Source organism: Burkholderia sp. b14 (assembly GCF_900156195.1).
Taxonomy (GTDB): Bacteria; Pseudomonadota; Gammaproteobacteria; order Burkholderiales; family Burkholderiaceae; genus Mycetohabitans.
On the sequence record NZ_FTPJ01000003.1, the window covers coordinates 1,081,800 to 1,108,558 of the forward strand.

18 protein-coding genes, 1 tRNA gene and 6 pseudogenes are annotated in these 26,759 nt (G+C 57.9%); 12 read left to right on the plus strand and 13 right to left on the minus strand.

The genetic code is table 11. From position 1 onward, the window contains the following. Positions 1-42 precede the first annotated feature (42 nt). The 4 genes and pseudogenes from B0B13_RS19340 to B0B13_RS20045 all read right to left on the minus strand — a co-directional run. Positions 43-300: pseudogene (locus B0B13_RS19340) on the minus strand (IS3-like element ISPsy37 family transposase); the annotation flags it as partial. Between the two features lie 198 nt (positions 301-498). After that, the gene (locus B0B13_RS09250; protein WP_076786359.1) at positions 499-750 is read right to left on the minus strand and encodes a hypothetical protein; all 252 of its coding nucleotides are present in this window, start codon (positions 748-750) and stop codon (positions 499-501) included. Between the two features lie 170 nt (positions 751-920). Next, positions 921-1,094: a hypothetical protein gene (locus B0B13_RS09255; RefSeq protein ID WP_237573950.1), complete on the minus strand. Its 174-nt coding sequence runs from the start codon at positions 1,092-1,094 to the stop codon at positions 921-923. Between the two features lie 114 nt (positions 1,095-1,208). Beyond that, positions 1,209-1,388: pseudogene (locus B0B13_RS20045) on the minus strand (IS110 family RNA-guided transposase); the annotation flags it as partial. A 234-nt stretch (positions 1,389-1,622) separates the two neighbouring features. Between B0B13_RS20045 and B0B13_RS09265 the strand changes: the two are divergent. From B0B13_RS09265 to B0B13_RS09275, 3 genes and pseudogenes are all read left to right on the plus strand, one after another. Next, positions 1,623-1,844: pseudogene (locus tag B0B13_RS09265) on the plus strand (transposase); the annotation flags it as partial. Positions 1,845-1,941: 97 nt separating this feature from the next. Beyond that, on the plus strand, positions 1,942-2,820 hold the full coding sequence (locus B0B13_RS09270; protein WP_139337077.1) for a glycosyltransferase family protein: 879 nt from the start codon (positions 1,942-1,944) through the stop codon (positions 2,818-2,820). Continuing rightward, on the plus strand, positions 2,817-4,535 hold the full coding sequence (locus B0B13_RS09275) for a hypothetical protein (RefSeq protein ID WP_076786353.1): 1,719 nt from the start codon (positions 2,817-2,819) through the stop codon (positions 4,533-4,535). The genes B0B13_RS09270 and B0B13_RS09275 overlap by 4 nt, the downstream gene beginning before the upstream one ends. Positions 4,536-4,594: 59 nt before the next feature. On the opposite strand, the gene B0B13_RS18430 is transcribed toward B0B13_RS09275, so the two are convergent. After that, complete coding sequence (locus B0B13_RS18430; protein ID WP_170872420.1) at positions 4,595-4,768, minus strand: hypothetical protein; 174 nt, start codon at positions 4,766-4,768, stop codon at positions 4,595-4,597. A 419-nt stretch (positions 4,769-5,187) separates the two neighbouring features. Between B0B13_RS18430 and B0B13_RS09285 the strand changes: the two genes are divergently transcribed. The 3 genes from B0B13_RS09285 to B0B13_RS09295 all read left to right on the plus strand — a co-directional run bounded on the left by B0B13_RS09285 (position 5,188) and on the right by B0B13_RS09295 (position 6,937). Then, a protein-coding gene (locus tag B0B13_RS09285; protein ID WP_139337386.1) for an IS3 family transposase occupies positions 5,188-6,398 on the plus strand; the annotation gives its coding sequence in 2 pieces (ribosomal slippage) (positions 5,188-5,512 and positions 5,512-6,398; 1,212 coding nt in all). A gap of 87 nt (positions 6,399-6,485) precedes the next feature. Next, positions 6,486-6,737, plus strand: coding sequence for a cysteine-rich CWC family protein (locus tag B0B13_RS09290; protein WP_076786347.1), 252 nt, complete (start codon positions 6,486-6,488; stop codon positions 6,735-6,737). Between the two features lie 123 nt (positions 6,738-6,860). After that, positions 6,861-6,937: transfer RNA gene (locus B0B13_RS09295), tRNA-Met, on the plus strand. A gap of 137 nt (positions 6,938-7,074) precedes the next feature. Here the strand turns inward: B0B13_RS09295 and B0B13_RS17200 are convergent. Next, a pseudogene (locus tag B0B13_RS17200) lies at positions 7,075-7,706 on the minus strand (transposase); the annotation flags it as partial. A gap of 81 nt (positions 7,707-7,787) precedes the next feature. On the opposite strand from B0B13_RS17200, the gene B0B13_RS09310 reads away from it, so the two are divergent. Then, positions 7,788-8,021 carry an FHA domain-containing protein gene (locus tag B0B13_RS09310; protein WP_076795910.1) on the plus strand — a complete coding sequence of 78 codons (234 nt, stop codon included), beginning with the start codon at positions 7,788-7,790 and terminating at the stop codon, positions 8,019-8,021. Then, positions 8,018-8,938 carry an ATPase gene (locus B0B13_RS09315; RefSeq protein WP_076795913.1) on the plus strand — a complete coding sequence of 307 codons (921 nt, stop codon included), beginning with the start codon at positions 8,018-8,020 and terminating at the stop codon, positions 8,936-8,938. The genes B0B13_RS09310 and B0B13_RS09315 overlap by 4 nt, the downstream gene beginning before the upstream one ends. A 1,181-nt stretch (positions 8,939-10,119) precedes the next feature. Here B0B13_RS09315 and B0B13_RS20050 read toward each other — a convergent pair. From B0B13_RS20050 to dnaE, 3 genes and pseudogenes are all read right to left on the minus strand, one after another. Continuing rightward, positions 10,120-10,186, minus strand: a pseudogene (locus tag B0B13_RS20050) (hypothetical protein); the annotation flags it as partial. 125 nt (positions 10,187-10,311) lie between these two features. After that, complete coding sequence (gene msbA / locus B0B13_RS09335; protein ID WP_139337387.1) at positions 10,312-12,186, minus strand: lipid A export permease/ATP-binding protein MsbA; 1,875 nt, start codon at positions 12,184-12,186, stop codon at positions 10,312-10,314. Further along, entirely contained in the window at positions 12,116-15,712 is a 3,597-nt protein-coding gene (dnaE, locus tag B0B13_RS09340; RefSeq protein ID WP_076795918.1) for a DNA polymerase III subunit alpha, read from the minus strand. The genes msbA and dnaE overlap by 71 nt, the downstream gene beginning before the upstream one ends. A gap of 327 nt (positions 15,713-16,039) precedes the next feature. On the opposite strand from dnaE, the gene B0B13_RS09345 reads away from it, so the two are divergent. Together B0B13_RS09345 and gluQRS are read left to right on the plus strand one after the other, a co-directional pair. Continuing rightward, on the plus strand, positions 16,040-16,921 hold the full coding sequence (locus B0B13_RS09345) for a sulfurtransferase (RefSeq protein ID WP_076795920.1): 882 nt from the start codon (positions 16,040-16,042) through the stop codon (positions 16,919-16,921). A 67-nt stretch (positions 16,922-16,988) separates the two neighbouring features. Further along, the gene (gene gluQRS, locus B0B13_RS09350; RefSeq protein WP_076795923.1) at positions 16,989-17,903 is read left to right on the plus strand and encodes a tRNA glutamyl-Q(34) synthetase GluQRS; all 915 of its coding nucleotides are present in this window, start codon (positions 16,989-16,991) and stop codon (positions 17,901-17,903) included. Between the two features lie 5 nt (positions 17,904-17,908). Here the strand turns inward: gluQRS and B0B13_RS09355 are convergent, their stop codons facing one another. From B0B13_RS09355 to B0B13_RS17205, 4 genes and pseudogenes are all read right to left on the minus strand, one after another. Further along, entirely contained in the window at positions 17,909-19,417 is a 1,509-nt protein-coding gene (locus B0B13_RS09355) for a DEAD/DEAH box helicase (protein WP_370643228.1), read from the minus strand. A 193-nt stretch (positions 19,418-19,610) separates the two neighbouring features. Then, positions 19,611-19,829, minus strand: a complete 219-nt coding sequence (locus B0B13_RS09360; RefSeq protein WP_076795928.1) for an antitoxin MazE family protein — start codon at positions 19,827-19,829, stop codon at positions 19,611-19,613. A 216-nt stretch (positions 19,830-20,045) separates the two neighbouring features. Then, the gene (locus B0B13_RS09365; RefSeq protein ID WP_076795930.1) at positions 20,046-21,794 is read right to left on the minus strand and encodes a TAL effector repeat-containing protein; all 1,749 of its coding nucleotides are present in this window, start codon (positions 21,792-21,794) and stop codon (positions 20,046-20,048) included. A 325-nt stretch (positions 21,795-22,119) separates the two neighbouring features. Further along, positions 22,120-22,481, minus strand: a pseudogene (locus tag B0B13_RS17205) (transposase); the annotation flags it as partial. Between the two features lie 540 nt (positions 22,482-23,021). Here B0B13_RS17205 and B0B13_RS09380 point away from each other — a divergent pair. Together B0B13_RS09380 and B0B13_RS09385 are read left to right on the plus strand one after the other, a co-directional pair. After that, on the plus strand, positions 23,022-24,623 hold the full coding sequence (locus B0B13_RS09380; protein ID WP_076795935.1) for a hypothetical protein: 1,602 nt from the start codon (positions 23,022-23,024) through the stop codon (positions 24,621-24,623). A 463-nt stretch (positions 24,624-25,086) separates the two neighbouring features. Beyond that, positions 25,087-26,688, plus strand: coding sequence for a hypothetical protein (locus B0B13_RS09385; protein ID WP_076795937.1), 1,602 nt, complete (start codon positions 25,087-25,089; stop codon positions 26,686-26,688). Positions 26,689-26,759: the final 71 nt, after the last annotated feature.

A 26,759-nucleotide genomic window follows, 5' to 3' on the forward strand; every position in this document is an offset into this window, starting at 1 on the left:
CCTTGCGCTGACGGATTGCCGTGGTCAACTAACTTCAGACAGTCAGATAGTTTCTTTCTTTGCCAATTTCGCCTCGAAGGCAGCGGGTGACAGATAGTCCAATGTTGAATGCCACCGCGCGCAGTTGTAGAAGCTGACGATGTACTGGCTGATGTCACGCAGTGCCTCGTCGTGGTTAGCATACTGGCGTTGCCAGAAGCGTTCCATAATCGAATTGTCCCAACAGTTGCCCTTGCAACTCATGCTGCAGACGATGCGATGACGCGCCAGCAACGCTTGATACTCGGCGCTGACGTACTGTACTGACTTGCGCGGTCCAAACACAGTATTGTCAGCAGCACGTTGAAAATGGTTCTTCTACACTTTGTGTGAAGTTTGTACTGTGGATCAGCATCGATTCAACACGCGAGTATGAAGCAGCGGAAAGCCGGCGCAGCCATACATTTGGCACTTGAGGAATTTGAGCCGATTGATATGGCCTTCGACGATGCCGTTACTCTAGGGCGTTAGCAGTGCTGCATGTACTGCGTCGTAGTCTTGGCCGATAACTGCCGAGAATCGCCGCGTTTCCGGTACACCGCTAGCCTGCATCTGGCGCAGCCAGCTTGCCAACGCATCATGTGTGCGGCGCTTAACCATGTCGGTGAACTCGAGCGACAGCAGCCGGACCGCTACAATCTGGGGATTTCGCTCGCCGAGTTGTTGAACAAAGCGCTCGATGTGCTGCTTGTCGTCGTCGGTGAGCGACACCGTGTCTCGGCCCAGTAACCAACAGCCTACGCGGCGAGAGGAAAGCACCGCTCGCGGCACATATGTGCGTTGCTGCTGCGTGGACGCACAGGCTTGTCACCAAGGCTGAAGGGCTTGGCGCACGATGCCGCAACCGCCGAATCCCTGAGCCGCGATCTCCGGATATAACCTTACCGCATTTTGACAGCCTTCACGCCAGGGCTGAGCAAGATAGGCTCGATAGAGACCAGCGTGCTGGTCGCTGGCGGGCGCTGCGTCCGTTCGGGAAACTCGCCGGCATGAATCCAGTAGCGGGCCGTGCGCCGATCCAATGCCGTGACGCGTGCAATCGCGCGTATTGCCATCCCGCTTCGATGATGGTGCATAACCGATTCATAGTGCGCAAGCCTCGCTTACCGACGCCTGTACTGCTGTTGTTTCGCTCGTGACGTTGTTGCCGCGTGCAGCGTATTCGATTCGATCGCCGTAGTATTGCCAGTCGCTTCAAGCACAACGTGATCGTCAGCTCTAAGCTGGGCAGCAAATCTCTCGCGTTCATCGCGGCGCGGTCCGGCACGGCCGCCGGCACGCACGACGCCGTCTTCCAAATACGCGATCCCGGCGACCGATCGCGACACGTCTAAACCAATGAAGCACATAAACGTTCTCCATGGAAAACACATCTGGAGCCGGTGGGACAGCACGACAACTACGGATTCGCGCTCATAGCGCAACCGGACGGGTCGCAGGAGCGGCTAATGACTAACACGAGCTCGCGGCTCATCGCATACGAGCGGCCTGCCCACCCGAAGTGCTCCCCGAGGCTCCTGTCCCGAATGGTCGTACCATACGCCTAAAACTGCGCGGTGGGAACACGCAGGGTATCGGTTCATATCACGCCAGTTACCAACGCCATCGGAATCATGCACATGCAGCTGCGCAAGACCGTAAAGAACCGCGGCCACTTCTCAAGCGACGAAGCCGCCAGCAAACTACTGTATTTGGCCTTGCGCAACATCGAAAAGAATTGGAAGATACCACTTATCACTTGGCGGCAAACCGCCAATCAGTTCGCCATTGTGTTCGACGAGCGGTTCACCAGCGCCATGACCTAAGTTTTTTTAACCGACTTCAGCACGCAAAGTTCCTGACACCTCCGTGTCAGGCCGGATCGTATAGAATCCCATCTCTAAAAATTTGATAGCAGGCAGCTTGAACAAGGGCATCGTGGAAACTGTCACCGTACAGTGCGTATATAGTGCTGCGCACGTAGAACACATCGAAGAGTGTTTAATTCCGTCTCTGTCGCGGTCAACGTCACTTCATGTTAAGTTGATGACGATTAATTATGATCCGCAGAGCACGCGTCGCGTCGCATCAGGGAAGCGGTTTGGCATAGACGTTGTAGACATCCGGAACAACTCAACGGAGAAGACTGGTTTTTCGGAGAATCATAACACTTTATTCCGTGCAAATGATTTGCAGGATCACTTCGTCATCGTTAATCCAGACTGCATAGTCAATGCAGGAAGCATCGATCTGCTTATCTGGCGCAAGGCCTGTGCCCCTCGGATTGGCATCGTCGAAGGACGGCAATGGCCATTCGAGCATCCCAAGGAATACGACCCGCTGTCGCTTGAGACGCCATGGGCAAGTGGCGCATTCTCACTTATCGACGCGGGCTTCTACCGGTCAGTCGGCGGATTGGACGAAACCTACTTCTTGTACATGGAAGATGTCGACATTTCATGGCAGGCGTGGCTGAACGGATATTCTGTCCTCTATGAGCCCGCTTCAACGGTGGCCCACTTCTCGGGTGGCCGGTTCTATCGCGGCGACATCATTTCGCCGGAGCACTATCTAAGCCTTCGCAACTTCATCATTCTGATGAAGAAGTTTTTCGGCAACGATGGAGAAAAACGGGCCATTGGCATGCTCAAGAACTTTGGCGATCGCGAGCTTGCCTCCCTAGCAATTCACGAATACGAAACGCGCTTCCAGTCCGTTGTTAAACCAACCTACGCGGGTCGAAAGCACAAACACGTCAAGGTGCTTGGACTGAATCAATTCCATCGCTTGAGGCCGATATGATCCACGTCGTTGCCAGATCAGAAAAGGCTGGCGCCACATTTACCGCAAGCCATACGAGCTTCCAGAGCGCGATTATAGTCGAGACCGGCCAACGGTCGTACTTTGAACTTCTAAATCGCATTATCTCGGAATCCATCGAAGACTTCGTGTGCGTCGTTCACGACGACGTATATCTGTGCTCAGACTTCGATCAAAAAGTCCGTAACCTAGTTATCCAACTCGATAGCGAATGGCCAAACTGGGGACTTGCAGGCAACGCCGGACTGCTTCCTACAAAAGTGGGATATACAGCCAATGACGTGGTGCGTTACATTGCAGATCCGCATGGTGGCCCGAATTTGACCGGACATATCCTTCCGGCGATGAATATCGACGGGAATGTCATGTTGCTCAACATCAAAAAGATGCGCGAGCGCGGCGTCAAAGTTCCATCGTTCGACGGCTTTCAGCTTTACGACATCATCCTGAGCATTGAGACTATCAGCGCCGGACTAGCCGTTCTCGTTGCACCTCAACTTACCTGTTGGCACGGTAGCAAAGGCAACAAGCAAGAATTTGATCGTGCGAAAGATGCGCAGGCATTCCACGCATACCTCACAGGACGAATTCGAAACCGCCAACTTAAGACGTTGAATGGCAACATTCGAGTCGGCTTGTCAAGTCCGCTATTCCAATTTTCTTCCGGCATCGACGTCGAACTAGACAGCCTGCGTAACGCTGCTTCGGGGCACACATCGAAGAAAGTTGCGATCGTTACTCGTACGCAGTTCCAAAGGCAGGCATTACTCGAGCGGTGTCTGGACACCATTAACTCTTTTATCGCTGCGGCCGGCGATGCGACGGAATTTAAAAGTTATCTCGTAACGGATACAAATGGGGATGTGCCATCGTTCGTCCGCAATTCTACCGTTGTGCGCACCCGATATGAGGATGCCGGGGACACAAGGTACAAGCTCGTTAAGTTCGTCGCCGACAACATTGATGCAGATCTGTTCTGGTTTATTGACGACGATGATTGGGTACTGCCGAACGAAGCTGAACGACTCGCGCTCACAATCAATGTGATGCCGAAACGAAGCATCCTATTCATCGATTGCGAACATTTTAATGAACGCGCATTCCCTGCCGGAACGATCGATGATGTACCACGCTTTGCTTCCAGCCCCGGGAGATACTTCGATGGGTCGCGCTTCGTTGCTTCGTTATCCGGTCAAAACCACACACCATTTTGCGGCGTGTTATTCACGCGCGAAGCGTTGGAGCGCATCCCCTCGCAGGTATATCACACTGTTACCTACTACGAAGACTACATGACGATCCTCTACACACTGTTGAGCAAGGATTATCTTCCCGTCGTATGCAACAAACTCTTCGTGGGTATATCGATACGGGAATCCGGGCAGACAATCACACTCGAAGATCGTAGTAACTGGGATCGTTCAATGTCGGAAATGGTGTCGCACATCACCAACGCGCACGAACCAACGCCGCTTATATCCCTCGCGACACAGGCCATGCAGATCACGAATCAAAACTACTCGGCTGATGCGGATACTTTGCGCAATGAAGTAGAGCATCTTCGCAACTATCTTGAGTCAGTAAGGCGATCAACTTCATGGAGGATTACTAGGCCCATGCGTGCCGCTGTTCGCCTCGTGCGTGGCAAGTGGTCCATCAAAGATGTGATGGACCGCCTTCGCCAGAATTCTGCGTAGAAATCACTTCATGTCGCTGGGGCTTAAAAGGAGGTCCCATCAAACGAATATTCAACGTCTCAAAACACATCGGATGGGATCTCGATAGCAATAGCTCCTTGGGGCGGCTGCCATACCGACGCCCCCGGCACCACCGACAACAGCGGATGCAGACACACCCGTAACACCGCCAGAGCCTGCCGCACCTTTGCCTCTATCAACGTTTCCCGCACTGTTCCCAGTAGTGTTACCATCACCACCGAAGCTCCGAAGACCGAGCCCACCCTGGCCTGACGAAATCGTTCCCGAAACCAACTAACCGATAAGACTCAGTTGACGTTGCGATGCAATAATATTTGTAAGCGTTCATTGCCAGCCCTTTAGCAACGCCCTATTTGAGAACCACGCCAACCGGGTAAGGCCGCCGGCCTTCATCCCATCGAGCTAGACGCGACAAACCATTACGCCATCTGTCTAAACGGCGTCACATTCCATTTCTCGTCGTGCATCCGGAGACGCGGGTAGATGGCCCACAACTCAAGCACCGCGCTCGTCATAATAGTTGTACTGGTCATAGATTGGAGCAGCCCCGTGAATCACCGGACACGGTTAGCCACTTAAACTAGCGGATAGGCATAAGACTGTGTTTGTGACTAACACCAGGCAGGAAGTGATGGAAGTGTTGAGGGGCCCTGAGCGGCGGCGACGCTGGTCGGCACAGCAGAAGCTGACAATGGTGCAGGAGAGCTTCGAGCCAGGGAAATCGGTCTCGATGGTCGCGCGCCAACACGGCGTGAATCCGAACCAGCTATTTCACTGGCGCAAACTGTATCAGGACGGGAGCCTGTCGGCGGTCAAGGCTGGCGAGGAAGTTGTACCGGCGTCGGAACTGGCCGACGCACTTAAGCAGGTTCGGGAACTGCAACGACTGCTGGGCAAGAAGACCATGGAGAACGAGATTGTGCGCGAGGCAGTTGAATACGGGCGAGCAAAAAAGTGGATTGCGCGCTCGCCCTGGCTGCCGGAGGACGACCAGTGAAGCAGGTCTGCGAAGTTCTCGGCGTGGCGCGCTTCAATGTGGTGACGAAACTGTCTCGTCCGGCACAGTGGCGGGATGGACGCCGGTGGCGACGGATGGACGATGGTGCTTTGGTCGAGAAAATCCGGCTGGTGGTAGCCGAATTGCCCAGCTATGGCTACCGGCACGTCTGGGGCGTCCTGCGCCGTGAATGCAGTGGAGCCGGCCTGGCACCGGTCAACGCCAAGCGCGTGTACCGAGTCATGCGTACGCACGCATTGCTGATGCAACGAAGGCCGCAGCCACCTCGAGTGCAACGTCGCCACGATGGCAAGGTCGCAGTCGAACGCAGCAACCAACGCTGGTGTTCGGACGGCTTTGAGTTCCGTTGCGACAATGGCGAGGCGCTGCGCGTGACGTTCACGCTGGATTGCTGCGAGCGCGAAGCGATAAGCTGGGTGGCGACGACGGCTGGCTATAGTGGCGACGCGGTGCGTGATGTGATGCTGGCGGCCGTCGAAAACCGCTTTGACAATGCGCTACAAGCACCCTCGGAAATCGAGTGGCTGAGCGATAACGGCTCCGGTTATACGGCCGACGAAACGCGCCGCTTCGCAACCGAAATCGGTCTGAAGCCGCAGACGACGCCGGTGTGCAGTCCACAGAGTAACGGCATGGCTGAGAGCTTCGTGAAGACGATGAAGCGCGATTACGTAGCCTTTATGCCAAAATCGGATGCGGCGACGACCGTGCTCAATCTCGCCATGGCCTTTGAGCATTACAACGAGAAGCATCCCCATAGCGCGCTGAAATATCGCTCAGCGCGCGAGTTTCGACGCACCGTGGATTCATCAACCGTAGTGTGAGGTCGTGTCCGGGACTACGGGGTCAACTCCACCCGCGAACTGCTTGAACGGCTCCAGGCCAAGTGTCAATGAAATGAATGGTGGGAAATGGGACAACGGTGCTCGTACTGCGGCAAAGCATTTGATTGCGGGGCGGACAATCCCAGCCGCCCCTGCTGGTGCGCAAGCTTGCCGCCGTTGCCTGCCCGCGCGCTGGATCCCGAGCAGGGCTGCCTGTGCTCCAGCTGCTTGGTGAACAAGCTCGCACGCATGCCGGTCGACGCCACCGCGCCGGACGAAGCGGACCATGTGAACCCGATCTGCCCCAACCAAGACTGCACCGGCTCAGAGGCTTCCTGAGGCGGCCACGCGCTCGTCCTGCTACGGTCACTGGCTTAAGCGTCGTCATGGTGGCATGCGCGTTGGTCACCGTAATCATTTGACCTACTCGTTAGACCCCGCTATAATCTTTTTCTTTCCAGACGCGGGGTGGAGCAGTCTGGCAGCTCGTCGGGCTCATAACCCGAAGGTCGTAGGTTCAAATCCTACCCCCGCAACCAAAGTTCGCAAAAAGGCCGGTTCCGCACCGAATCTGCGCCTTCTTAACCTTACATTGCGGCACACCGCGTCGCGAGGTGCCGGCCGGCACGCGTGCGACCTTTTCAGCGAACTGAAAATATTTTCGATTAGCGCCTTATTCCAGCATCGCCTCACCGGCTCGGCGACGTTGCGCTCGAGATAGCTGCGGCCTTTGTTGCATCAGCAATGCGTGCGTACGCATGACTCGGTACACACGCTTGGCGTTGACCGGTGCCAGACCGGCGCCACAGCGTTCACGCCGCAGGATGCCCCAGACGCGCCGGTAGCCATAGCTGGGCAATTCGGCTACCACCAGCCGGATTTCCTCGACCAAAGCACCATCGTCCATCCGTCGCCACCGGCGTCCATCCCGCCACTGTGCCGGACGAGACAGTTTCGTCACCACATTGAAGCGCGCCACGCCGAGAACTTCGCAGACCTGCTTCACTGGTCGTCCTCCGGCAGCCAGGGCGAGCGCGCAATCCACTTTTTTGCTCGCCCGTATTCAACTGCCTCGCGCACAATCTCGTTCTCCATGGTCTTCTTGCCCAGCAGTCGTTGCAGTTCCCGAACCTGCTTGAGTGCGTCGGCCAGTTCCGACGCCGGTATAACCTCCTCACCAGCCTTGACCGCCGACAGGCTCCCGTCCTGATACAGTTTGCGCCAGTGAAATAGCTGGTTCGGATTCATGCCGTGTTGGCGCGCGACCATCGAGACCGATTTCCCTGGCTCGAAACTCTCCCGCACCATTGTCAGCTTCTGCTCCGCCCCTTCCCGATGCGGGACTTTCCCCTAGTACGACAGAGTATAATGTTGACTAGAAGGTGTCCAATGGAGTGGATCATGCCTACTGACAGACTTGGCCGTTATATGGCCAGCGATGTGTTTTTGGCACGCGCCAACGCGGCGGTGAAAAAGGCCGCCCATAACCTTGAAAAAAAGGGCATCCAGCCCGTTTACGTCGTGCGCGATCCAAAAGAGGCGGCTACGCAGGTGTCGGGCGATGTCGTCAAGGTGAGCGTTGGAGCGTCCAGCGTAAAGCGCAAGACCTTTAAAGTCGCATGACCATCACGACCGCAGAAAAACAAGGCATTCCAGCAGTCATCATCTTCGCCGGGCCGAATGGCTCGGGGAAATCCACCATTACAGAGGCAGTCGTCGGCGACCCGGAGCAGTTCTCGGGAGAGTACATCAACGCCGACGACATTGCCCGCAGTCTTCAGGATCAGATCTCCGATTATCGCGAGCGTAACCTTAGGGCTGCTCGGATTGCGGAGCAGCGTCGTCTCCAGGCGCTGCTCGAGGGGCGCAACTTTGCCTTCGAAACGGTCATGTCCACACCTGAGAAAGTCGCGTTCATGACGCAGGCGAAGGCGCTTGGCTACCGCGTCTCTCTATTCTTCGTCACGACGGAAAGTCCTGAAATCAACGTGCTCCGCGTTGCTAACCGCGTGGCGGATGGTGGTCATGCCGTCGAGCCGGACGCGATTCGCCGTCGCTACGCTGCGACGATGGATTTGCTGCCAGCCGCATTCGAGCACGCCGACCAAGCGATTGTGCTCGATAACTCGGAAGCGCCCGGTAACTTGCGGATCGTCGCCACGAAGGCAGACGAAGATGTGGAGTTCCCAGTGGAGGATACCATCCTGCCGTGGGTCGCTGGGAAGCTGACCGATCCGTATATGCGGCGGCTCGCTTCGCGCAAACTGCTCTCGGCCATGCTATCTGATAGCCGGCCTGTTCGGGCCGCCGAGGCTGTGCACGGCAAGGATTACACCGGCATAGTGGTACGTGTTACCGAGCATCACGCGCTGCAAGACGTTTCAGGGGAATTGTTGTTACACGACCGACAACTCGCCGCGACGACGGTGTATGTCGTCGGCCAAAAGCAGACCGTGAGCTATCGGTATGAGCACGGCAAGATCGTGCCCATCGACGTGGTTTCGCCAGTAGCTCAGCATCGGGCACCAAAGCAAGGTTAGGATTGGATCGGGCGGCCTGCCACGAATCCAACCTTCCAGTCTCGCTTAGAGACGGTTTCATCAAGGCTACTGCGCTCGCTAAATGATGTTCCAGCAGATCAAGCAGCAGCCGAGTTTGAGAAACGCTTCCTGAATGTTAGCGCGACGTTCAAAGCGAATCCTGTTGGCTAACAGGATATGGATATTTTAGGCATCACGATAGGAATAAGCAAAAAATTTATTGCTTAGGTCTGCCCTTCGGACAGAAGAAAGCTCGAATTCAGCCTTAGCCGGTGCGGCATCGATTTCAAACACCGCTTAGTGTCATGAATTAAGAATTTATTGAATAATTGCCACCTGTAGTACCGTGTAGTGCATGCCACGGATACAAAGAGGCGGCGATGAGCGCAAGACCCAAGGCGGAACTCGTGTTGAGCGAAGCGGGACACGAGCAACTCACGGCGCTGACAATGCGCCGCAAGACGGCGCAGGCGTTAGCATGGCGAGCACGTCGTGCTGGCCTGCGCCAACAGCATCGATCGATACTAGGGGGGTCACGGCGAAACTGCGGGTCGCCAGATCGCAAGAACGTGGCTAGACGAGCGTATAACTCGCATCGTTGGCCTTAGTGTCGACTACAAAGAAGAGGGCAAGCGACCGCAGTGAACCGAACCGAGCCGACGACGGCGTCGCTCCTTGACGTTCGAGTTAGCAAGGAAACGATTGTAGTATCGAACCCGGGTTTCGCTTCGACCATCAGTTCGTCACGGCTTGTCCGAAACCACCTGCCGATACCGAGGTTGCCTCATCGCAATCTCAGTGCGGCAAGTTTCGTCGCACCCCTTTCCCGATGTGAATCGGTCAGCCAGCACCGAGTTGCCGACATTAGCGGAGCGTGAACATTGTTATTTTGCCGTTCATAGCCGTCTTGCCCTGCCTGTGCCACTGAACACATACTGCCCATAAATGTTTAGTTTCTGTAAATCATAGAATGCTTGTTCGAGCACTGATCGCGGCCATGGACCGGTGGGACAAGGCAGGGATTTGGGTGTATTCGTTAAACACGCTCCGTCTCCTATTCCCCGAGAACGAACGCGCTATGCTCAAGGCGCTCGCACGCCACGAGCGTGCCGGACTTGATTACGCATGTCGCACGCGGCCTCTATGTGAACCTCGTGCGAGGTCAATGCCACCCGATGCCGGCACGTCCAACGTCGCAGCCACTGCCGCAATACGCTGACCGGCTTTAACCAACCGCACCGCCTCCAGCTTGAATTCGAGCGTGTAGCGCGCCCGCGTCGTCTTGCTCGTCTTCTTGACGCTTCTTGCTTGAGTTTAAATGCTCAACAAGGGATTTGTTTTTCGGGAGCAACCTCACGGCGTAGCGTACACCGCTACGCCGTCCCTTGCTGATACTGAATCCGATGCAGGTTTGCATACAGACCGTCGCGGCGCAATAGCTCCGCGTGCGTCCCCTCCTCAACGATCCGACCGCCATCGAGCACAAGGATGCGATCGGCGCGCTCAATCGTCGACAGTCGGTGCGCGATCACCAGCGTGGTCCGCCCCCGCATCAGTACTTCGAGCGCTGCTTGCACATGGCGTTCCGACTCCGAATCGAGTGCCGACGTCGCCTCATCGAGGATCAAAATCGGCGCATCCTTGTAGATTGCGCGGGCAATCGCGAGCCGTTGCCGCTGTCCGCCGGACAGTCGCATGCCATTGTCGCCAACCAGCGTATCGATCCCCGCCGGCATCAACGCAACTGCCTCCGTGAGACTGGCTGCGCGTAGCGCGGCATCGACGCGCTCGCGCTCTACAGGCTGCCCATAGGCGACGTTAGCCGCAATCGTATCGTTGAACAGCACGACATCCTGACTAACGAATGCGATCTGTTTGCGCAGGTCCGGCAATCGATACTCGGGCAACGGCACGCCGTCGATCAACACGCGCCCGGCGGTCGGATCAAAGAAGCGGGGCAACAGGTTCACCAGCGTAGTCTTGCCGCTGCCGGATGGCCCGGCCAGCGCCACCATCTCACCCGGCGCAATCTTCAACGAGATGTCGTCGAGCGTCGGCCGCTGCGCTGCCCCATAGTCGAAACTCACCTGTTCGAATTCGACACTGCCGGTCGCACGATCAAGTTTCCGTTCGCCGCCGGCATCCTCCACCGGCTCGTCAATCAGGCCAAAAATCAGCTCGGCGGCCGTCATGCCGCGTGTCAACGGCTGGTTGACGTCGATCAAGTGCTTCAACGGCGAAATCACGAGCAACATCGACGTGACGAACGCGACGAATCCACCGACCGTCGTCTGGTCGTTCGCCGATTGGATCACGGCAATCGTAATCACCACGGCCAAAGCGATCGATGCGAGGAACTGCGTCAGCGGTTGAGCCAGGCCGCCGGAAATCGCCACCCGCATTGCATAGCCACGCAAGCGCCGGCTCATATGCATGAAGCGGCCCATTTCGTACGGTTCGCCGTTGTGCACCTTGACGACCTTGTAGCCGCCGACCGTCTCCTCGACGACGTACGATAGCTGGTTAGTCAGCATTTGCTGCTCACGATTGAGCCGGCGCAAACGCCGGTTAATCTTGCTGACCAGCCAGCCGATCGCCGGCAGGATCACCGCAACGATTAGCGTCAACCGCCAATTGAGGTAGAACAGATAGCCGAGCAGGAACACCACCGTCAACGAATCGCGCACGAGCGTGACTAGTACGTTCGTCAACACGTTGAGCACCTGGTTCACCTCGAACACGATCGCATTGATGATCGTGCTGGCCGTCTCACGTTGGAAAAAAGCGGCCGGTGCGCGCAGCATCGTCTGGAACATCTGCAACCGCAGGTCCAACAAAGCGCGGTTCAGCACGTAGGACAATAGGTAGCCGGACGCGTACTGTGCAAGCCCACGAGCTAGCGCGAGCCCGATGATCGCCACCGGAACATACCAGTGAACCGACGAACTCGGGTCCTTCGTACCGAAACCTTTGTCGATCAATGGCTTGAGCAACGCCGGAATGCCCGCCTCGGCCGCCGCCACCAGCCCCATCGATACGATCGCGAGCACGACCGCCCACCAGTACGGCCGCACGATCCGGCCGATGCGGGCCAGTACATCGACGTGCGCGACGGGCTTGGCCACGCTACTGGCCCCGCTGTTCTCAGATGTAGTCAAATCAATCCTTTCGGTGGTGTCAGCGCTGCGGATACTGAATCTCGACAGCGCCCGCGCTGAATTCGGCGCGCAGCAGGTTGAGAAGGTCATCGCTGGGCCTCACGCGCCACGCGTCGCCCAGCGTCGAGTCGCATTGCGCGCCAATGCCCTGGTAGCGGATTCTGACCCGCAAGCCGCCCGGCTCCGAGCCGCCACGCGCGTCGCCGTTGCGACGCCCGTGGCCGCCATCGCCCGCCGGGCCGCGCGGCGGGCCACCGGCATGACGCGCCCGGCCCGACGTGCCGGCGACCACCGGCATCTGTTCGGACTGCGGAGTTGCCGCCAGCCGGTGCGGTTCGAGCAAATCACGCAACCGCCTCGGATCCGCATTGCCATTGATCGACAACAGTAGCGAGTCCGCATAGCGGCGGCGGGCGCGCTCCAGATCCATGACGATGTCGACGGTGAAGCGAATGCCACCGGTAAAGCTGTCGTTGCGCGCTTGTCCCTGCACGACCAGCAGTTCGTCTTCCTTGAAGATCGCGCGATTTGCATCGTAGATCTCGTTGAAGACCGTGACCTCGCACTGGCCAGTGCCGTCATCGAGCACTGCGACCAGCATCTTGCCGCGTTGCGTCATCTGCGTGCGCATCGCCGTGATCACGCCAGCGATCACCTTGTCGCGCCCTTCCTTCAACTCCCCGATTTTCTGGCGCACGAAGCGTCGCACTTCGTCCTTGTATGCGTCGAACAAGTGCCCAGAAATATAAAAGCCAAGCGCCGCTTTCTCCTCCTGCAGCTTGCGCTTCTCCGTCCACGCCGGCTCGTCGACCAACTCATGCTGATGGCCGCTCGAGCCATCGGGCATGTCGAACAAGCCGCCCTGCAGCGCATTGGCGCTCGCCTGCTCGGCCGCCTCCATCGCCAGCGGCACCGACGCGAGCAGTTGCGCCCGGTTCTCGTGCAGCGAATCAAATGCGCCGGCCCGGATCAGCGCCTCGATCGTGCGGCGATTCACAATGCGGCGATCGACGCGCTCGCAGAAGTCAAACAGGTCGCTGAACGGCTGCGACTCGCGGGCCCGCAAGATCTCCTCGATCGCGTTCTGCCCACTACCCTTGATCGCACCCAGGCCGTAGCGGATCATCTTCGAGCGCTTGCCCGGCGCATCGGCCACCGGCTCGAAGCGGTAGGCCGACTGATTAATGTCCGGCGGCAGCACCGCCAGATGGTTCGCGATGCAGTCCTCGAAAAGGATCTTCACCTTGTCGGTGTCATCCATCGCAAGCGACATATTGGCCGCCATGAATTCGGCCGGATGATGCACCTTGAGCCACGCGGTGTAATACGCGAGCAGCGCATATGCCGCCGCGTGCGACTTATTAAAGCCGTAGCCGGCGAACTTCTCCATCAAGTCGAAGATCTCGTCAGCCTTTTCCGCGCTCAAGCCATTCTTGGCTGCTCCTTCACGGAACAACTCGCGATGCTTGGCCATCTCCTCAGGCTTTTTCTTGCCCATCGCGCGACGCAGCAAGTCCGCGCCGCCGAGTGAATAGCCGCCGATGATCTGCGCCATCTGCATCACCTGCTCCTGATAGACCATGATGCCATAGGTCTCTTTCAGGATAGGCTCGACGCGGGGATCCGGATATTCGACCGTTTCTCGCCCATGCTTGCGCGCGCAAAAGCTTGGAATCAGATCCATCGGGCCCGGCCGGTACAGCGCGACCAGCGCGATGATGTCCTCAAAGCGGTCGGGCTGCGCATCCTTGAGCATGCCTTGCATGCCGCGGCTTTCCAACTGGAACACCGCCACCGTATTGGCGTTCTTCAGGATCGTGAACGACGCGGGGTCGTCCAGCGGCACCTGCGCGAGCGACCAATCCTGCTTGGACGGGTCCAGTCGCCGGATGTAGCGCTCGGCCCAATCGAGGATCGTGAGCGTGGTCAATCCGAGAAAGTCGAACTTGACGAGCCCGACGGCCTCGACGTCATCCTTATCGTACTGGCTGACGACACCACCGTCGTCACCCTGCGTGTACAGCGGACAAAAATCAGTCAGCTTGCCTGGCGCGATCAACACACCCCCGGCGTGCATGCCGACGTTGCGCGTCAACCCTTCGACGCGTTGCGCGAGTTCGAGCAACTGGCGCACCTCGTCCTCGTTGTCGAATCGCTCCTGCAGCTGCGGCTCCTCCTTCATCGCGTCGGCAATCGTCACATGCTTGCCGGGCTTAAACGGAATCAGCTTCGCGACACCATCGGTGAAGTTGTAGCCCAAGTCCAGCACGCGACCGATGTCGCGCACCGCAGCCTTTGCTGCCATCGTGCCAAATGTGGCGATCTGCGACACCGCATCGGCGCCATACTTGCTCTTCACATATTGGATCACGCGATCGCGGCCATCCTGGCAAAAGTCGATGTCGAAGTCCGGCATCGAGACACGCTCGGGATTGAGGAACCGCTCGAACAGCAGGTTGTAGCGCAATGGATCCAAATCCGTGATCCCGAGCGCGAACGCCACCAGCGAACCGGCGCCCGATCCCCGTCCCGGCCCCACCGGCACCCCATTGTTCTTGGCCCAGTTGATGAAGTCCGCGACGATCAAGAAGTAACCTGGAAAACCCATCTTGATGATGGTGTCACACTCGAACGCCAGCCGTTCTTGATACGTCTGGCGCTGCGCGTTACGTTGCGTCGCGTCCGGAAACAACTGCTCGAGGCGCTGCTCGAGTCCACTACTGGACAACTGAACGAGGTAATCGTCCAGCGACATCCCGTCCGGTGTCGGGAACAACGGCAGCTTGGGCTTGCCCAGTTCAAGCGTCAGGTTGCAGCGCTTGGCGATTTCCACCGTGTTGGCCAGCGCCGACGGGATATCGGCAAACAGCTCGCACATCTGCTGCTGCGTGAAAAAGTACTGGTCCGTCGAAAACCGCTTCGCGCGTCTCGGGTTGGCAAGTATGTCGCCTTCGGAGATACATACACGCGCTTCGTGCGCGGTGAAGTCCTCCGGCGTCATAAACTGCACCGGATGCGTCGCCACTACGGGCAGCCTCAACTGCGCAGCAAGCTCCACCGCCTGCTGTACATAAGCTTCGACACCCGGTTGCCGCATTCGCTGCAACTCGATGTAGAACGCATTCGGGAAGATCGCCGACCAGCGCTGCGCATGGCGTGCGGCCGCCTGCACGTTGCCCGCGGCCAGCGCGATACCGATGTCGCCGTGTTGCGCACCGGATAACGCCAGCAGGCCTTCGGCAAGGCCCGTTTCGAACCACTGGCAGTCAACCTCGGCCCGACCGCGGTACTGGTTCGTCAACCACGCGCGGCTAAGCAACTCGCACAGGTTTAGATAGCCACGCCGGTCCTTGACGAGCAACAACAGCCGTGCCGGCTTGTCGCGATCGTCGGGGTTCGAGACCCAGACGTCGGCACCGACGATCGGCTTGACGCCGTGCGCACGAGCCGCCTTGTAAAAACGCACCAGGCCGAACGCGTTGGCGAGATCGGTCAGTGCAAGCGCACCTTGCCCGTCTTCCACTGCCCGCTCGACCGCGTCGTCAAGACGCACGATGCCGTCGGCAATGGAAAACTCGGAGTGAACGCGCAGATGGACGAAGCGTGGATCAGACATAGAGGTATTTTACCTTGCGGGGAGCGACACCGACCGTCATGCTGCCGCGCCGGCCCTCACGACAGCATACCGGTCTGCGCCAGGCGGCCCAGTCGGCGAGACGAACTATGTGAGCGAGACGGCCTATGTGAATAAGCGCGACCGCTCGCTGACCAACTGGCTGATGCGGTCTGGGCGACGGATCGGCGATAATACAACCCTATGACGCCGGCGCCATCCCGGTCGATGGGCGGACCAAGCGCCCTTCTGCCCACAGTCGCCGCACGGCCATGCCTACGGTCGCCGCACGGCCACATTGATTTCTGTTTTCGCCAAGAGCAGCACACCATGAGTATCGTCAACCTTGCCGCCTACAAATTCATTTCGCTGGACGCGATCGACACGTGGCGTCCGGTGCTGCGACAGCGATGTGACGCGCTGGCGCTACGCGGCACGATTTTGCTAGCGCCCGAGGGCATCAACCTGTTCATCGCCGGCAGCCGCGAGGCAACTGACGCGTTCATCGACTACCTGCGCACCGACCCGATGTTTGGCGGTAAGTTCGCGGATTTGCCATTCAAGCAAAGCCTGTCGGACAAGCAACCGTTCCGACGCATGCTGGTCAGGCTCAAGCGTGAGATCATCACGATGAAGTCACCGGCGATACGGCCCGAAGCCGGCCGCGCGCCGGCGATCGATGCGCGCACCCTGAAGCAATGGCTCGATCGCGGGCACGATGACGCCGGCCGTCCCGTGGTGATGCTCGACACGCGCAATGCGTTCGAAGTCGACGTGGGCACATTCGACAACGCGATCGACTATCGGCTGACAAAGTTCAGCGAGTTTCCGGATGCTGTCGCGTCGCATCGAGACACACTGGCAGGCAAGACCGTCGTGTCGTTTTGCACCGGCGGCATCCGCTGCGAGAAAGCCGCAATCCATATGCACAACATCGGCATCGACAGCGTGTACCAGCTCGATGGCGGCATCTTGAAGTACTTCGAAGAGGTGGGCGGCGCTCACTACCATGGCGACTGCTTTGTGTTCGATCATCGAACGGCGCTCAACCCGCAGCTCGAACCGACCGGCACTGTGCAGTGCTTCGCGTGCCGCGCGGTCGTCACCCCGACCGAACAACGATCGCCGCTTTATGTCGCCGGCGAACAGTGCCCGCACTGCGCGAACGATACGTGCCCATCATCCGAGCCATCGGCACAGATCGCCACATGATGCGCGCCCTGTCGGGTCGCGATAGGCGCGGCTTGCCCACTGGTCATGACGTAAAAAACGCTTTGCGATGCAGAGGGTAACCGGGAGCGCGTCGCCGCGCCGCTATCGCGGCCGTTTTGCGCCGTCCCCGAGCGGCCCGCTGCATCAAGGCTCGCTGGTCAGCGCGCTAGCGAGCTACCTGGACGCGCGTGCGCATGACGGCATGTGGCTGGTCAGGATAGAGGACATCGATATACCGCGCACAGTGCCCGGCGCAGCAGAACACATCTTGAAGACGCTACACCGGCTCGGCATGCACTGCGATGAAACGCCGGTATGGCAAAGCACTCGTACCGCGCTGTACCAGCAAGCGCTCACGCAATTGGATACAGCGGGCCTGATTTATCCATGCGGATGCACACGCAAGGAAATCGCTGATTCGCTGCGGCGCACGCACGTTCGACACACGACACTCGCCTACCCAGGAACGTGCCGAAGCGGATTGCACGGCAAGCCAGCGCGTGCGTGGCGCATTCGGGTGCCGGATGGGGAAAACGCAGTGATCGTCTTCGATGACCGCTGGCAGCATGCGCAACAGCAGAATCTCGCCACCGAGGTCGGCGACTTCGTGATGAGGCGCGCGGATGGACTTTGGGCCTACCAGCTCGCAGTGGTCGTCGACGACGCGCAGCAACAGATTACCGACGTCGTGCGCGGCGCAGACCTGCTCGATTCCACCGCGCGACAAATCTACTTGCAGCGCTGCCTCGGCTATCCAACGCCCGCTTATCTGCACGTGCCCGTGGTCATCAATGCGCAGGGCGAGAAATTGAGCAAGCAAACCGGCGCACCGCCGATCGACATCGACCGGCCGCTCAAGGCGCTACTGGCTGCGGCGTCGCATCTCGGGCTCGCGTTGGCGCCCCAGCGATGCACGACGCTGGAGGCGTTCTATCGTGAGGCGGTGCCCGCTTGGGGCGCGCGCCTGGCGACGCGCGCGTGACACGGTCACGAATTCCGGCGCGGCATGCCGAAGCCGCCCAGGAGCGCGGCCAGCGGTCGCTTCGACCCCTTCTTGTCGGTCGATGGGCTCGATTCCGCGCATTCCGATGTCTGGCGGGCCGAAGGAGACGGCTCATACGGCTTCGTGAAAAAATCATCAACCGGCTGGGCGTCACGCATTGACGCGCGCACCCGGTCAGCAACGTGTGCATGACGATCGCGACGGCTGTCATCGCGATCGTCGTGATAACGCGAACGGCCTTGACGTGCCGGCCGGTCCAGTTCGAGCGGCTCGATGGTCAACGCTCGCTTGATCAGTTTTTCGATGTCCGCCAGTTGCTTACGCTCGTTGCCACTGAACAACGACAGCGCATCACCGGATGCCCCGGCCCGACCCGTACGCCCGATCCGGTGCACATAGTCTTCCGCATTGAACGGCAAGTCGAAATTAATCACCGCCGGCAACTCCGCGATATCCAGGCCGCGCGCGGCCACGTCGGTCGCAACCAAGGCCTCGATCTCGCCGCGTTTGAACGCATCCAACGCCTGCATCCGCTCGCTTTGCGAACGGTCACCATGGATTGCGGTGGCGACCACGCCATTGCGCTCAAGTTGCCTTGCAAGCCGGCTCGCACCGATCTTGCTGTTGCAAAAAACGATCACCTGCTTCAATCCGCGCTGGCAAATCAACTGCACGACCGCCGCCGGCTTGTCCGGCTCGGCCACCTCGAAGACGATTTGTCGCACGTTCGATGCCGTCGAATTACTGCGAGCCACCTCAATCGTGACCGGATTGCGCAAGTAGGTCGACGCGAGCTTCTTGATTTCGGCAGAGAACGTCGCGGAAAACAACAACGTTTGCCTTTGGCTCGGCAACAGGTTCAGGATTCGCTGCAAGTCGGGCAGGAAGCCCATGTCGAGCATCCGGTCGGCTTCGTCGAGCACGAGCATCTGCACCTGCGCCAGTGACGTGCTCTTTTGCTGCACATGATCGAGCAGCCGGCCGGGCGTCGCGATCAGGATCTCGACCCCGCGGCGCAATTCAGCCGTTTGTGGATTCATATCGACGCCGCCGAACACGACCGCGCTGCGTAGCGGGGTATGCTTGGCGTACGCATGCACATTGGCCGCCACCTGGTCCGCGAGTTCGCGCGTAGGCGTCAGAATTAACGCCCGCACCGGGTGACGTGCGGGAGACGCACTGGTACTGGCGAGCGGCAACAAGCGCTGGATGATCGGTAGCGAGAAGCTGGCCGTCTTGCCGGTACCGGTCTGCGCCGCACCCATAACATCGCGTCCGGCCAGCACGATGGGAATCGCCTGCGCCTGGATCGGCGTCGGTTTCGTGTAGCCCTGTTCGCCTATCGCCTGAAGGATCGGCGCAGCAAAGCCGAACCCGTCGAATGACAACGGAGCGGCGGCTGGCGCGGAATTGGAGGCGGCGGCGCTTGCCGTAGCACCGCAAGCCCCCGCGTCAGTCGGGACGGAACGTGAGGTAATGGCTGAATCTGACATGTATGGGCGTTCGCTCAAGCGGCCGCGTGCGCGGCTGCCCCTAATGAAATACGGAAAATAGCTTTAAATTGTAGCACTTTACGCAGCCAAGGCCGGATCCGGCGCGACGGGACGCATGCATTGCGCATCACCTGTACAATTCACGGACATCGTTTCAACTAAAATGAGGCGATGGACACGAAGTCCCCTCGCCTCATTCTGTCCAGCCATTCACATCCGCCACAGTCTCATCGACAAATTGCTGCATATTCGGGTCGGCCATGTCCGCCTGGGCGACAAGCTGAGACTGGCGACGGCATTCTTGCGCAAAGTCGGGGCGACGTGTATCTGGCGCCCAGATTTGTATCGGGTGAAGTCCTGCCTTACGCAGTGCGTCACGGTGTTTTTGAACGCGTGAGTTTACATGGACCATACTGATCTCTTTTTGTTACATGTAACTTTTTATGATTGTTATCCGTCACATGCAACCTCACTTATGCCGGCGAGTGTGGCAGCTACAACCTGACGGGTGACGCAATGCGGCCCGAGCGCCTGTGTTCAGCCGACTGAGGTTCAGCGCCTTACTCACGCGCACGGCAACGGGCAACCATGCGGCCACCGTGGCACCACCAACACGCCCTGCACCTTGTCACGGGCCTTCAATGCTGGTAACGCCGTCTCTGTTGCCGCCTAGCAAAGGGGCCACCATCTTTCGTATTCGACCAGCTCCTCCTCGGCGCGCGGCCACATGTACGATCTCCTCGTTGGAACGTCCTGCCTGCGTCAGCACCGGCCCATATTTGAGCACCGCTTTCAACGCCTGGGCGCCGCCATTGCTCGCAATCTCCACGATATCGATTAGACTCAAGTCACGTTGCCGCAGCGTCGGCCCATGCCCAAGCACTGTCTTCAATGCTTGAGCGCCGCCGATATTGCCCGCCATTTTGACGATATCGGTCAGAGTAAAGCCGCGCTCATCCAGTGTTGGCCCATGCTCGAGCACTGCCTTCAGCGCCTGAGCCCCGCCATTATTGCTCGCCATTTTGACGATGTCGGTCAGAGTAAAGCCGCGCTCGCCCAGTGTTGGCCCATGCTTGAGCACCGCTTGTAGTGCTTGCGCCCCACCGCCATTGGCCGCGATTTTGACGATATCCGCTCGACTGAAACCGCGCTGTCGTAGTGTTGGGCCAAGCTTGATCACTGCGTTCAGCGCCTGGGCGCTGCCACCGTTGCTCGCCATTTTGACGATGTCAGCCTGACGGAAGTCACGCTCGCGAAGCGTCGGCTCAAGCTCAAGCCCTGCCTGCAATGCCTGCGCCCCGCCACTATTGCTCGCCATTTTGACAATATCGGGTTGGCTAAAACCGCGCTCACGAAGCGCTGGCTCAAGCTCAAGCACCGCTTGCAGTGCCTGTGCCCCGCCGTTATTGCCTGCGATTTTGACAATATCGGTCGGATTGAAGCCGCGCTCGCGAAACGCTGGATCAAGCTCAAGCACTGCCTGCAATGCCTGCGCCCCGCCGTTATTGCCCGCCATTTTGACAATATCTGGTTGGCTGAAACTGCGCTCGCGAAACGCTGGCTCAAGCTCAAACACCGCCTGCAGTGCCTGCGCGCCACCGTCATTGCCTGCCATTCTGACAATATCGGTTGGATTAAAGCCGCGCTTGCGAAGCGTCGGCTCAAGTTCAAGCACCGTATGCAGTGCCTGCGCGCCACCGCCCGCGATTTTAACGATATCAACCCGGCTGAAGCCACGTCTGCCTAGCGTCGGCCCAGCGTCACGCACTGAATACAGCGACTGTGCCCCACCGCCATTGCCCGCGATTCTGACGATATCCGCTCGGTTGAAGCTGCGCTCGCGAAGCGTCGACTCAAGCTCAAGCACCGCCTGCAGTGCCTGTGCCCCACCGATATTGCCTGCGATTTTGACGATATCCGCTCGACTGAAACCGCGCTCGCGAAACGTCGGCTCAAGCTCAAGCACCGTATGCAGTGCCTGTGCCCCACCGATATTGCCTGCGATTTTGACGATATCCGCTCGACTGAAACCGCGTTCGCGAAGCGGCGGCTCAACATCAAGCACCGAATACAGCGCCTGTGCCCCACCGTCATTGCCCGCGATTTTGACGATATCCGCTCGGCTGAAACCGCGTTTGCCAAGCATCGGCCCACAGTCGAGCACCGCTTGCAACGCCTGGGCTGCGCAGTCATAGCTTGCAATTTTTAAGATATCAGCCCGACTCAGTACTTGAGCGAGCTCATCGTGCTGATTTGAGATAAACGCCAGGGTGGCACTACCACCATAATGTTTCTCAATCTTTATGCGTTCGAGTGGGCTGAGGTTAAGCCCGTTAGCCGATTGCTTGCCTTCTTGAGGCATAAACATCGCCGACATGGCTCAAACCGACGCTGAACCATCGGCACACCGGCCCTCTCGCACGAGCGAGCGCGCACTGGTTTGCGTAACCTCGTCCGCATCAAGCTCGACAAAAGATTGGGTATGGTTGGTAAGCTGAGCCCAAACACCTAGCCACCTATCCATTTCAAGCACTCCGTGCCATTGACAGACACGTACTTTGAATGGCAAGGCAAACACGTTGCGCTCGACAGCGAACGCTTCACCTACTGGGCGAAGCAGAGCGTACTACCTGACAATGAGCGTGAGCGCTCAACATGGCGAAGAGGGGCAAGTTATTTGAGCCGCAACCAACCAATGGCTGGCTCGAAGTCTTGACAGCGTGGGCACGCTTGGCTGCTTCGAGCGTCTCGGCGAGCAATTCTTCAACGCTGGCTTCGCGCAGTCGCTTGCATCAGCGCGTCAGGCTCGACGGATCGATTGGCGGCTTAGTCTACATGTACGTCTTGCCAGTGAACACTTGCTACTACGTTTTCTCCAGCCATCGCCAGAGCGACGAGTCGAAGGCGTGCTGCAAATACAGCCGTGCCGCGATCAAGCGCGGCACGGCTGTCGGTCGGCCTCGGTGCGGCACGAACTCGCATGCATCGCCGCGCTCAACCGATCCCAGCGGATCAGCTCGGCAAGGCAAATCAACGGATGCTTTAAGTGAATCTGCTCGCGCAGTAGTTGGCAAAAGAAACCGCTGCGACTTCGCGGCCTTGCCTATATCTTCCCAGGAGTGTTCAGGGCCGACGACTGACACCGCTTATGAACAGAATTGTGCCGCAGTCGTCTAGGCAATGCCCTTGTGAGCGTCTAGGCGTTAGATGGCAGGTTGGTCGTGTTCGACGATGCTGCTTGTTTTGTCGCCCTGGATATGCGCACACCGCTTGGCGTTAGCGCTTGCTGCACGGCCAAACGAGCGCCGTCCTTTCCAGATAAAAAAATCACGTCCAGCAAGTAGCACAAGGCTTCGATACCGTGGCAACAGCCAGCAGGCAAGCCGTTTTTACATACAGCCACGCCTACCGGACCTTAGCGGGTCTTCGATTCTATCCTATTGTGTTGATGCGACAAAGCCATTGAAAACGACTTTGTACATACCTGATCAGCAATGGTTCGGAAAACCAGTCACCCGTGCGTTATATAGTCGGCGCACTCCTACTGGCATCCGCCCAGGTGGCAGTGCGACCTTCGCTTTCTTCCATTTTCGATACGTTCAGTATGGCTTTCAATACCACGCCCCCGCCGAACGCTCACAATGCCGCCATCTATGCGTCCATCGATTCGCACAAGAGCGGTGCTGGCAACCCGCCCTCAAGCGGTTTCTTCAACGCCGGGGACTCCAATACGGCTCAGCGGCAGGCGTCAGCCCGTTCTTCTGGCGTCGCGCCTATGGAGCGCGTTAACGCGTTTCTAAAAAAGACGTTGCGTGAAAAGGACGGCCCAAGGGAGATTCGGATAGAACCGTTGCGTCAGCTTTTGGATGAGCTCAATAGCGACGTTGCGGATCCAAACATCCTATTGGCAGCACTAGACAGGCTGGCCATGTCCGGAATTAATGAATTTCCTCGCGCTGAGCAGACAGAAGCATTTACGCACATCTTTGCTGAGGTGGTGAAAATCCCAAACAGTAAGGCGCTGCAGGACAAGATGATTCATCATTTTGATTCTGACTATCATGTGGTGAGCACCGCGGGGCTGGGCTCCTATCACGTTGTTCCCGCCGAGTCGATGATTGCAGTGTTCGATGCAATTCTCAACCGCACGATCGCTGGTCCATTGGAAGAGCGGCGCAAGATACTGCCATTCCTGGCGCTGCAATTGGACTCTTCTCATTGGTCCGGGTATCAGAATTGGGCGGCTGTCCCTGGACGGCCTTATAACCCGAGGCCAGAGTTAACAACGCGATTTGATCGGCTGCTGAACGAAATGGCGCGGTTGGACGACCTCGGCCGAGCGGAATTAAGCGCGGAACTCGCCAACCAATTGTTTTTGCTTCATTGCCTGGATCGCACCCTTGTGCTGAACCGACATCAGCATTTGCTCAGTTACGTCGAAGCGCTTCCCGAGAAGCTTCAAGCGACACCTCGCAAGGCGCTGGGTCGTGCGATCCGATGGCTGCCAGAGCACACACGCCTTGCTACCTACGAATCTATGCTCGAAGCAGCCAAGCGGTTGTCGATAGGCAAAGGCGAGGCGCTGTCAGGGTTGCCCGAAGCGCTGGCCGGCTTGACCGCCGCCGAGCAAAGCCGAAAGCTGCAACAGTGGAAGTATGAAATCCTGCCGATGTTGGATCTATCCGATCAAGAACCGATCGTTGCAGGATTGATCGAAGCATTCGGCAAATTGGCCGAGGGGAACAATCCCGAATTTGCACTGGCGCTGGCGCTCGATACCTTTGACCGAACGTCCGGTGGCCAGAGTATGGATAAACACCAGTTCAACGACATCATTTTAGGGATTCGCGGCAACCGAAAGCACATGTACTCTCCCGAGACGCTGGAACGGATCCTCGATCTGAGTAATGGTATTCCACCGTCCACACGCGAAAGACTTCTCCTTGACCTCGAAGGGTGGCTAGACTTTAAATTTTTCGAAAAGACGTTGGGCAAGCAGGAACAGCTATTTTTGCCGATACAAGCCCGCATCCGCGAAGAGAGAGCCAAATTGGCACCTAAACCACGATATAACTTTGACCCTGATCCGTTACCGGTGACATGGTGGGAAGATCCCGACCGACGGAAGACGGCTAATCAAGCAGATGGCGAGCGTCGTCGGCGACCCATCGTCGATTGGATCAAGGCACGGCTAGGCCGGCAATGAGATAACGCCCATTTGGCGAGGCGAATAGAAAAGACTGATATAGCCTCACTATCACTATGCGACTCGTCTATTATTTGATTTACGGCACTACGCCAAATCGCGCTTCAGATTGTCACTTTTCTGTTCCGAAAATTAAAGTTTTGATGGGCCAGGTTAGCACCGTCCTTTCCAGATAACAAAATCACGTCCAGCAAGTAGCACAAAGCTTCGGTACCGTGGCAACAGCCATCAGGTAAGCCGTTTTTATCTTCATACAGCCGCGCCTACCGGACCTTAGCGGGCTCGCGATTCTATCCTATCTTGTTGATGCGATAAAGCCATAAAAAACGACTTTGTGCATGCCTTATCAGCAATGGTTCGGAAAACCGGTCACCCGTACGTTATATAGTCGGCACACTCCTACTCGCATCCGCCCAGGTGGCAGTGCGCCCTTACGCTTTCTTTCATCCTCGATACGTCTAGCATGGATTTCAATACCACGCCACCGCCGAACGCTCACAACGTCGCCATCTATGCGTCCATCGATTCGCACAAGAGCGGTGCTGGCAACTCCCCCTCAAGCGGTTTCTGCAGCGGCGGGGATCCCCATACGGTTCAGCGGCAAGCATCGGCCCTTTCTTCTGGCATTGCGCCTATGGAGCGCGTTCACGCGTTTCTAAAAAAGACGTTGCGTGAGAAGAACGTCGAAAGTGAGGTCCGCATAGGAGCGTTGCGTGAGCTGTTGGATGGGCTCAATAGCGACGTTGCGGATCCGAACATCTTATTGGCAGCACTAGACAGGCTGGCCATGTCTGGCATCAGTGGGCTTCCTTTTGAAGTGCAAACAGAAGCATTTGCGCACATATTTGCCGAGGTAGTGAAAATCCCGAACAGTAAGGCGCTGCAGGACAAGATGATTCATCATTTTGGACCTGACTATCATGTGGTGAGCACCGCGGGGCTGGGCTCCTATCATGTTGTGCCGGCTGAATCGATGATCGCAATGTTCGATGCAATTCTCGACCGCACGATCGCTGGTCCATTGGAAGAGCGGCGCAAGATACTGCCATTCCTGGCGCTGCAACTGGACTCTTCTCATTGGACCGGGGAACAGAGTTGGGCAGCCGTTCACGGCAGACCCTATAGTCCAAGGCCCGAGCTGACGACGCGATTTGATCGGCTGCTGAACGAAATGGCACGGTTGGACGACCTCGGACAGGCGAAATTGAGCACGAGACTCGCCAACCAATTGTTTTTGCTTCATTGCCTGGATCGAAACTTGGTGCTGGAGCGACATCGGCGCTTGCTCAATTACGTCGAAGCGCTTCCCGAAAAGCTTCAAGCAACACCCCGCAAGGCGCTGGGTCGTGCGATTCGATGGCTGCCAGAGCACACACGCCTTGCTACCTACGAATCCATGCTCGAAGCAGCCAAGCAGTTGACAATAGGCAAAGGCGAAGCGTTGGCGGGGTTACCTGAAGCGCTGGCCGGCTTGACCGCCGCCGAGCAAAGCCGAAAGCTGCAACAGTGGAAGTATGAAATCTTGCCGATGTTGGATCTATCCGATCAGGAGCCGATTGTTGCAGGATTGATTGCTGCCTTTGGCAACTTAGCCGAGGGGAACAATCCCGAATTTGCGCTGGCGCTGGCGCTTGATACCTTTGACCGAACGTCCGGTGGCCAGAGCATGGATACAGATCGATTTAAAAAAATAATTCTAGAGATTCGCTGCAACCGAAAGCACATATACTCTCCCCAGACGCTGGAACGGATCCTCGATCTGAGTAGCGGTATTCCACCGTCCACACGCGAAAGACTTCTCCTTGACCTCGAAGGGTGGCTAGACTTTAAATTTTTCGAAAAGACGTTGGGCAAGCAGGAACAGTTATTTTTGCCGATACAGGCGCGCATCCGCGAAGAACGAGCCAAACTGGCACCTGAACCACGATATAATTTTGACCCCGACCCGTTACCGGTGACATGGTGGGAAGATCCCAACCGACGGAAGGCGGCTGGTCCCGCAGATAGCGAGCGCCGTCGGCGACCTATCGTCGATTGGATCAAGGCACGGCTAGGCCGGCGATAAGATAACGCTCATCTGGCGTGAAGCATGAGAAGGACTGGCGCAGCCTGACCGTGCGACTCGCCGACTCTTAA